The organism is Meiothermus rufus DSM 22234 (assembly GCF_000423425.1).
GTDB classification, from domain to species: domain Bacteria; phylum Deinococcota; class Deinococci; order Deinococcales; family Thermaceae; genus Meiothermus; species Meiothermus rufus.
Window position 1 is genome coordinate 6,626 of record NZ_AUHY01000069.1, and the last position, 6,814, is coordinate 13,439.

Consider the following 6,814-nt stretch of genomic DNA (forward strand, 5'->3'; position numbering starts at 1 on the left):
GATTTGAGCACGGGGATGGGCTCGCCGGTGATCATGGATTCGTCCACGTAGCTCTGGCCCGAGACCACCACCCCATCCACCGGGATCTTCTCACCCGGCTTGACCACCACCTCGTCGCCCACCACCACTTCCTCGAGCGGGATCTCTACTTCTTGCCCCCCGCGTCGGACCCGGGCCGTCGCGGGGGCCAGCTTGAGCAGGGCCTCCACCGCCCGCCCGGTGGCGAAGCGCGAGCGCATCTCGAGCCAGTGCCCCGCCAGGCTGAAGGTGGTAAGCATCGCGGCCGCCTCGTAGAACACCTCGCCCTCGAAGAGGAAGGTAGCCCCCAGCGAGTAGGTGTAGGAGACCAAGATGCCCGTGGCGATCAGGGTCATCATGTTGGCCTCGCCCCGCAGCAAAGCCCGCCAGGCCGCGCTGATGAAGGGCCAGCCGCCCCACCACACCACCGGGGTCGCTAGCAGGAAGCCCCACAGCCCCATCGAGAGGCCGAAGGGCGGCATGTCGGGGAAGCCCAGCGCCCCGCCGATGGGCGAGAAGATCACGATGGGCAGGGTCAGCAGCAGCGACACCACGAAGCGCCGCAGCATATCGTTCACCATCGCGGCCCCGTGCCCGGCGTGCTCGCCGTGCTGCACGGGGGTGTGGTCGTGGGCTGGGGCCGGGCGGGCAGCGTGGCTGGGGTGGGCGTGGTCGTGGCCTTCCGAGCCCACACTGGGGTGCCCGGGCTGGGGCTCAGAGACGCTTCTTTCGCCGCGAAGCGGGGAGGGGGCACAATCGGTGCAGTCGCAAGCGTAGCCTCTTCGCTCGATCTCAGCCTCGAGCCGCTGGGCGTTCGTCACCGCGGGGTCGTAGGCGAGGTGGGCGATGCCCCGAGTGCGGTCGAGGTGGACCTGCCGGACGCCTTTCAGCCGGGCGAGTTGTTGCTCGAGGTCGGCGTACTCTGAGCCGTCGTGGCAATTCCTGAGGGCAACCTCGAGGACCGCCGTGGTTTGATGCGCCCTATGTTCCATCGTTACCCTCCGGGTGGCAGCCAGTTTAGGCGCCGTTATATCCCTCCCCAGGTGGGGGGGGTGTGAAATCAGGATAGTTTGAACCATGCAAAAGGTCAATCCCCTCCGAAGTTTCCCGCGAATAAAGAGGCAGGGACGTTAGTCCATTCCTGCACGGCAGCGAGCTCCGTGTCGTCGGGCCGCTTGCGATGGGGGTAGGCCCCGTACTCCACGTACATGCCGAAGCGCTCGGCCACGGCCTAATCCCGAACCTCGAGCACCCCCATCATGCCGCGATCCTCGTGCTCGACGATATGGCAGTGGTAGACAGTGACCCCGCTGAAGTCGCGCAGGGGCACCGCGATCCGTACGGTCTCGTTCTTGCGCAGGTTTACGGTATCCTTCCAGGCCCGGTAGGGCGCCGGCTTGCCGCCCCGCGAGAGCACCTGGAAGGGGTAGGTGTGCAGGTGGAAGGGGTGATCCATGTCGGTTTTGTTAACCAGCTCCCAGACCTCGAGGCTTCCTAATTGGGCCCGCACATCTACCCGGGCCGGATCGAACATCTGGCCGTTGATAAAGAATTCAGCTTGCATCATTCGCTCGCCTAGCTCGAAGCGGCGGGTAGCGGCAGCCTTGGCGGGCTCGAGGCGTTCGACGGGGGCCAGCGAGGCCGGCAGCGGCAGGGGCTTGGGGCTGGCCGGGGCCACGACGGTGAGCAGGGTCTCGAGGCGGGTGGCTCCCATGCCCATCCTCCCCACGTCGCCCATGTTCCCCATGCCGCCGTGGTCCATCATCCCCATCCCCTGGCCCATCCCCTGGCCCATGCCCTGGTCGCCCATCATGCCGTTCATGCCGCCGGGCATCATCATCGCGCCGCGGTTGTAGGGGAGGGCCTGCAGCCGGTAGTTGCCGGGCCGGCTCAGGCGCACGAGCACCTCGGCCCGCTCGCCGGGGGCCAGCAGGAGCTCGGTGAGCTCGACGGGCTTCTCGAGGAAGCCGCCGTCGGTGGCGATGAGGTAGAGGGGATGGTTTTCCAACGCCAGCCGGTAGTAGCGGGCGTTGCTGGCGTTCAGGAGCCGCAGGCGCAGGGTGGCTTTCTGAGCACGCAGGGTCGGGCGCACGGCGGCGTTGACGGTGAGCAGGTTGCCCTCCCGGCCGTTCATCCAGTCCATTTGTGTCCAGGCCGGGATCCGGTCGCCGGAGAAAGCCCAGTCCTTGAGCACCAAGAAGTGTTCCTCGGCCCCCTTCAACTCGGGCAGGGCGTCGAGCGGCCCCTCCACCACCAGCAGGCCCGCCAGCCCCGCGTAGAGCTGTGGGGCCACCCGGCCGTGGACGTGGGGGTGGTACCAGTAAGTCCCCGCCGAGCCCTTGGGGATCGTGAACTCATAAAGGCGGCTCTCGCCGGGCTGGACCAGGGCCAGCGGGTCGTCCACGCTGGGGGGCACGTGCAAGCCGTGCAGGTGCAGGTTGGTGGCCTCGGGAAGGTTGTTGGTGAAGTTGAGCCGCACCGTCTCGCCCTCGCGCACCCGCAGGGTAGGGCCGGGGAAGCCGCCGTAGGTCATCAGCCGGGCGGGCTTGCCGCTCAGGGTCAGGTTGCTCTGCCGGGCGGTGATCTGGGCCTCCACCACGCCATCGGCCCGGCGCACCTCGAGCGTGCGGGGCTGGGGAAAGGGGCTTTGAGCAAAGGCGGGGAGCCTCGAGAGCCCGTAGCTGCTCGCCAGGCCCAGGGCTCCGTACTTCAACAGTTCGCGTCGGTTCATAACGCCTCCTGCTTTAGCCTGCGCGTGGAGTGTTAAGCCTGTGCAAAGGGCAACCCCCGGCCGTGGCCGGGGGCTCGAGGGGGCGGGCATCAGGCGGCCTGGGCCATGCGGCGGCAGGCGTCGGCACAGGCCCTCATCGTGCCGTCGGGGTCATCGATGGCCTCGCAGCTCTGGACGCACGCCTCGCAGACCTCGGCACAGGCCCGGCAGACCTGGGCGTGGAGCCGCGAGCCCCGCAGCATGAAGTCCTTGGCCGTCTCGCAAATCTGTACACAGTCCATCATAATGGTCATGTGGGCGGGCTCGACGTGCTGGCCGCCGTGCTGCAGGCAGTGTTGAACGGTGGTGAGGCATACGTCGTGGCACTGCCCGCAGGCCTCGATGCAAGCCTGCATGGCGGGGCTCATGCCGGTGGTGCCGTGGGTGTGGTGCTGGCTGCTGTGCTGCATGGCTGGACCTCCTGAAATTCGGCCTTTCGGCCCTGATCCTGCTGGCAATTCCGGACGACGAGAGGCAGAGTTAAAGCTCGAGCCGGCGGGTCGAAGGAGGTTCAACTTTAGCCCCCCCGCCTGAAGTTGCCTTGAGTGCCGGCTGAAACTACCGGGTTTACAAAGGCTTAACACCAAGGCATTAGCCTCTGTCGGAGAGGAAGCTTATGACCCATCAACCCGACCGAAGACGAGCGCTGAAGATGCTCGGCGGCCTCGCCCTGGGCCTGGCCGGCGGAGCCCTGGCGCAGCAGGGGAGTGCCCTGAAGGGCCTCGAGGCCACCCTCTACAAGTCGCCCACCTGCGGCTGCTGCGGGGAGTACGTGAAGTTCCTCCAGGCGCAGGGCGCCCTGGTGAAGGTGGTGCTGCAGGACGACCTCAGCCCCCTCAAGCGCCGCTACGGGATCCCGCCCGAGGCCCAGAGCTGCCACACCATGCGCCTCGCGGGCTACACGGTGGAGGGGCACGTCCCGCTGGCCGCCCTCCAGAAGCTGCTGCGCGAGCGGCCCAGGATCGACGGGATCGCCCTGCCGGGCATGCCCTCGGGCACGCCGGGGATGCCCGGCCCCAAGACCCAGCCCTACCGGGTGCTGGCCCTCGTCAAAGGGCGGCTCGAGCCCTTCGTGACGCTTTAGGGCGCCCCTTCCCACCGGATCAGGCGCAGCGCGAGGAAGAGCGCGACAGGGCTCAGGACCGGGCTGGCGGCAGCGTGAACCAGAAGGTGCTGCCGCGCCCGACCTCGCTCTCGAGGCCCATGTTGCCCCCCATGGCCTCGACCAGACCCTTGGCGATGGTCAGGCCCACCCCGCTCCCGCTGTCCTGCCGGCTGCGGGCCGAGTCCACGCGGTAGAAGCGCTCGAAGACCCGCGCCTGGTGCTCGGGGGGTATGCCCGGGCCGGTGTCGCGCACGCTGAAGCCCACCCCGCTCGGTGCCGGCTCGGCCTTGAGTACCACCTCCCCACCAGACGGGGTGTGGCGCAGGGCGTTGGCGAGCAGGTTGGAGAGCACCTGTTGCAGGCGCTCGAGGTCGGCCCACACCGGGGGCAGTCGTGGGGGCACGTCCAGGCGCAAGGCCACCCCCTGCTCGGCAAAGACCAGCTCGAAGCGCTCCGCGGCCTGCCTAAGGGCCTCGGCGGGATCGAGAGGCTGGGGGCGGATCTCTACCGCACCAGCTTCCACCCTCGAGACCAGTGAGAGGTCCTCGACCAGGCGGCGCATGGCCCGCACCTCGTGGGCGATGCGGTGAGCGGCCTGCTCGGGCGGTAGCACCCCGTCGGCCAGGGCCTCGGCGTAGCCCTGCAGCCCGGCCAGGGGGGTGCGCAGTTCGTGAGCGACGGAGCCGATGAGTTCGATGCGGCTGTGTTCGACTTTCTCCAGCGCCTCGGCCATGCGGTTGAAATCCTGGGCCAGCCAGGCCAGCTCGTCGCGCCCCTGAACCTTCAGGCGGTTGCGGTAATGCCCCTGGGCGATCTCCCGGCTGCCGCGGGCCAGCAGCCGCACGCTCTGGCTGACCCGCCTCGAGACCACCCAGGCCGTGCCCGCCGCCAGCAGCCCGGCCAGCGGCAGCGAGGCCAGCCAGGCGGCGGTGAGGGTCGAGCGCAGGCCGCGCTCGAGGTCGGCGTGGAGGTCGGGGCCTTGTGGCCCGATGGCTGCTGCCATTTGCTCGATGTGCCTTTGATAGAAGCGCGGAGCCAGCCACTCCGCGAAGCCCAGCAGCGCCACCACCGCCACCAAGGCCGCCAGCAGGTGGGTCAGGAATAGCCGTGTGAACATCATTCCTCCCGGAAGCGGTAGCCCACCCCGCGCACCGTCTCGATGTAGCGGGGGTTGTCGCCGTCCTCGCCCAGCTTCCGGCGCAGGCCCGCGATGTGCACGTCTACCACGCGATCTACGCCGGGGAAGTCCCCGCCCCACACCCGCTCGAGCAGCCGCGCCCGGCTCCACACCAGCCCGGGGTGCTGGGCCAGGGTCAGGAGTAGGTCGAACTCGAGCTTCGAGAGCGCCAGGGGTTCTCCGGCCAGGTAGGCTTCACGCTCGCGGGGTCGGATCACCAACTCGCCGAAGGCCAGTTCGGCCTTAAGCCCGCTGCGGCGCAGCAAAGCCCGCACCCGAGCTACCACCTCGCGCGGGCTGAAGGGCTTGGTCACGTAGTCGTCTGCCCCCAGGTCGAGCCCTCGGATGCGCTCTTCCTCTTCCCCTTTGGCGGTGAGCATCAAAACGGGCAGCTCGGGGTAGTCCCGCCGGAGTTCGCGGGCCACCTCCCAGCCCGAAAGCCGGGGTAGCATCAGGTCGAGCACTACCAGGCTGGCCTGGGGAATCTTTCCCAGCGCTTCTAGCCCGTCTGCGGCCTCTACCACCTCGTAGCCTTCTTGGCGCAGGTAAGCGCTAAGTACCTCGCGGATCGCCGGGTCATCATCCACAATCAACACGTTCGCCATGTCTCGTGCCTCGCAAGCGAGCCGAGGGTCCAGCGGAAGTTCGCTCCAACCCTCGCTCCGGGCGACTCGCTACTCGCTTAGCTCCCGCCGCATTTGCTCATAGGTGTTGCCGTCAATCTCCCCGCGCGCGTACCGCTCGCGCAGGACCGAAAGCGCGCGGTCTTGCGGTTTATCCTTCGGACCGATCAGCCGCACCAAGGCGTAGACCAGCAACCCCAGGACGGCCAGCTCGAGCAAGCCCCAAAGCCACATCCCTGCCCCCATGCCATGTCCCCAGTTCCACGTCATCGCGGCCACCTCTGAGTGCCAGGCTAGCCCCGGCGCGTTAGAGGCTGTCGTAAAAGCCCTCCACGAGAGGCTACGCGGCCCTGGCCAGCCGCTTCACCAGTAAGCGTATCATGCCCAGGTACATCCACGCTTCCGTCACCTCAGGATGGTACTCGTAATCCTTCCCCAACCGTCGGTTCCGCCCCAGCCAGGCAAAGGTCCGCTCCACCACCCACCGCTTGGGCAAAGGCTTGAACCCACTCTCCCGCGGAATCTCCGGCGTCTCCTCTCCTTCCCGCACCCAGACCCCTCGCACCCCCGCGTAGGGACGAGCCACCACCTCCATCTCCAACCCCAGGGAGGAAGCCAGTCCCGCAAGACCCCGGTACCCCCAGTCCACGAAAAGCTTGCGCACCCGGGGCCACAAGGAAAGGTCCATCCCCAAAAGCAAGGCCTGCCCACCCCTCTTGTCGTGCTCGTTAGCCGGATGGACAAAGGCCTTCAAAAGACGCCCCCCGGTGTCCGTCAGACTCGACTTTGACACCGTGATCCTTGAGAACCCTTGAAACACAAGGCTTTCTTGGGCACACGGGGGTCGCGTACCACTACACTACCCGGCGGGGGTCGTCTCGGGACGTGGCAGCGGCTGGACCCGCGCCGGCGGCCGCAGGCCCACGGCCTTGAAGGCCTCGTAGGCCTGCCCGACCAGCTCGGTGCGGGTGAGGCAGGCCTCGCCGTCCAGCTCCACGGCCACGGCGTGCAGCTGCGAGAGGTCGTGGAGCACGTCCTCGTAGCTCACATCGGGGTTTTGCTGGCGGAGCTTGCGCAACAAGAGGCTCTCCAGGACCAGCGCCAGGAAGCAGACCATGACG

Annotated in this window: 8 protein-coding genes and 1 pseudogene; 1 reads left to right on the forward strand and 8 read right to left on the reverse strand. The window is 67.9% G+C overall.

Annotated elements, in window-relative coordinates:
* From G552_RS17100 to G552_RS0111605, 3 genes are all read right to left on the reverse strand, one after another.
* Nucleotides 1-1,010, reverse strand: a 1,010-nt coding sequence (locus G552_RS17100) for a P-type ATPase actuator domain-containing protein (protein WP_483819025.1), incomplete at its 3' end; no start/stop codon positions are given.
* A 239-nt stretch (nucleotides 1,011-1,249) separates the two neighbouring features.
* On the reverse strand, nucleotides 1,250-2,749 hold the full coding sequence (locus tag G552_RS0111600) for a multicopper oxidase family protein (RefSeq protein WP_027883190.1): 1,500 nt from the start codon (nucleotides 2,747-2,749) through the stop codon (nucleotides 1,250-1,252).
* Between the two features lie 89 nt (nucleotides 2,750-2,838).
* Nucleotides 2,839-3,303, reverse strand: coding sequence for a four-helix bundle copper-binding protein (locus G552_RS0111605; protein WP_211224821.1), 465 nt, complete (start codon nucleotides 3,301-3,303; stop codon nucleotides 2,839-2,841).
* A 101-nt stretch (nucleotides 3,304-3,404) separates the two neighbouring features.
* Here G552_RS0111605 and G552_RS0111610 point away from each other — a divergent pair, with 101 nt between their 5' ends.
* Complete coding sequence (locus G552_RS0111610; RefSeq protein ID WP_027883192.1) at nucleotides 3,405-3,872, forward strand: DUF411 domain-containing protein; 468 nt, start codon at nucleotides 3,405-3,407, stop codon at nucleotides 3,870-3,872.
* A gap of 52 nt (nucleotides 3,873-3,924) precedes the next feature.
* Here the strand turns inward: G552_RS0111610 and G552_RS0111615 are convergent, their stop codons facing one another.
* The 5 genes and pseudogenes from G552_RS0111615 to G552_RS15355 all read right to left on the reverse strand — a co-directional run.
* Entirely contained in the window at nucleotides 3,925-5,010 is a 1,086-nt protein-coding gene (locus G552_RS0111615; protein WP_027883193.1) for a sensor histidine kinase, read from the reverse strand.
* Nucleotides 5,010-5,675: a response regulator transcription factor gene (locus tag G552_RS0111620; RefSeq protein WP_027883194.1), complete on the reverse strand. Its 666-nt coding sequence runs from the start codon at nucleotides 5,673-5,675 to the stop codon at nucleotides 5,010-5,012. The genes G552_RS0111615 and G552_RS0111620 overlap by 1 nt, the downstream gene beginning before the upstream one ends.
* 69 nt (nucleotides 5,676-5,744) lie before the next feature.
* Nucleotides 5,745-5,963, reverse strand: coding sequence for an SHOCT domain-containing protein (locus tag G552_RS0111625; RefSeq protein WP_027883195.1), 219 nt, complete (start codon nucleotides 5,961-5,963; stop codon nucleotides 5,745-5,747).
* Between the two features lie 70 nt (nucleotides 5,964-6,033).
* On the reverse strand, nucleotides 6,034-6,447 hold the full coding sequence (locus G552_RS0111630; RefSeq protein WP_027883196.1) for a transposase: 414 nt from the start codon (nucleotides 6,445-6,447) through the stop codon (nucleotides 6,034-6,036).
* Nucleotides 6,448-6,552: 105 nt separating this feature from the next.
* Nucleotides 6,553-6,814, reverse strand: a pseudogene (locus tag G552_RS15355) (IS1634 family transposase); the annotation flags it as partial.

What these genes read in the sequence shown, in the direction of transcription:
- G552_RS0111600 (WP_027883190.1), bottom strand. Translation starts at nt 2,749, where the DNA reads ATGAACCGACGCGAACTGTTGAAGTACGGAGCCCTGGGCCTGGCGAGC.
- G552_RS0111625 (WP_027883195.1), bottom strand. Translation starts at nt 5,963, where the DNA reads ATGACGTGGAACTGGGGACATGGCATGGGGGCAGGGATGTGGCTTTGG.
- G552_RS0111620 (WP_027883194.1), bottom strand. Translation starts at nt 5,675, where the DNA reads ATGGCGAACGTGTTGATTGTGGATGATGACCCGGCGATCCGCGAGGTA.
- G552_RS0111615 (WP_027883193.1), bottom strand. Translation starts at nt 5,010, where the DNA reads ATGTTCACACGGCTATTCCTGACCCACCTGCTGGCGGCCTTGGTGGCG.
- G552_RS0111610 (WP_027883192.1), top strand. Translation starts at nt 3,405, where the DNA reads ATGACCCATCAACCCGACCGAAGACGAGCGCTGAAGATGCTCGGCGGC.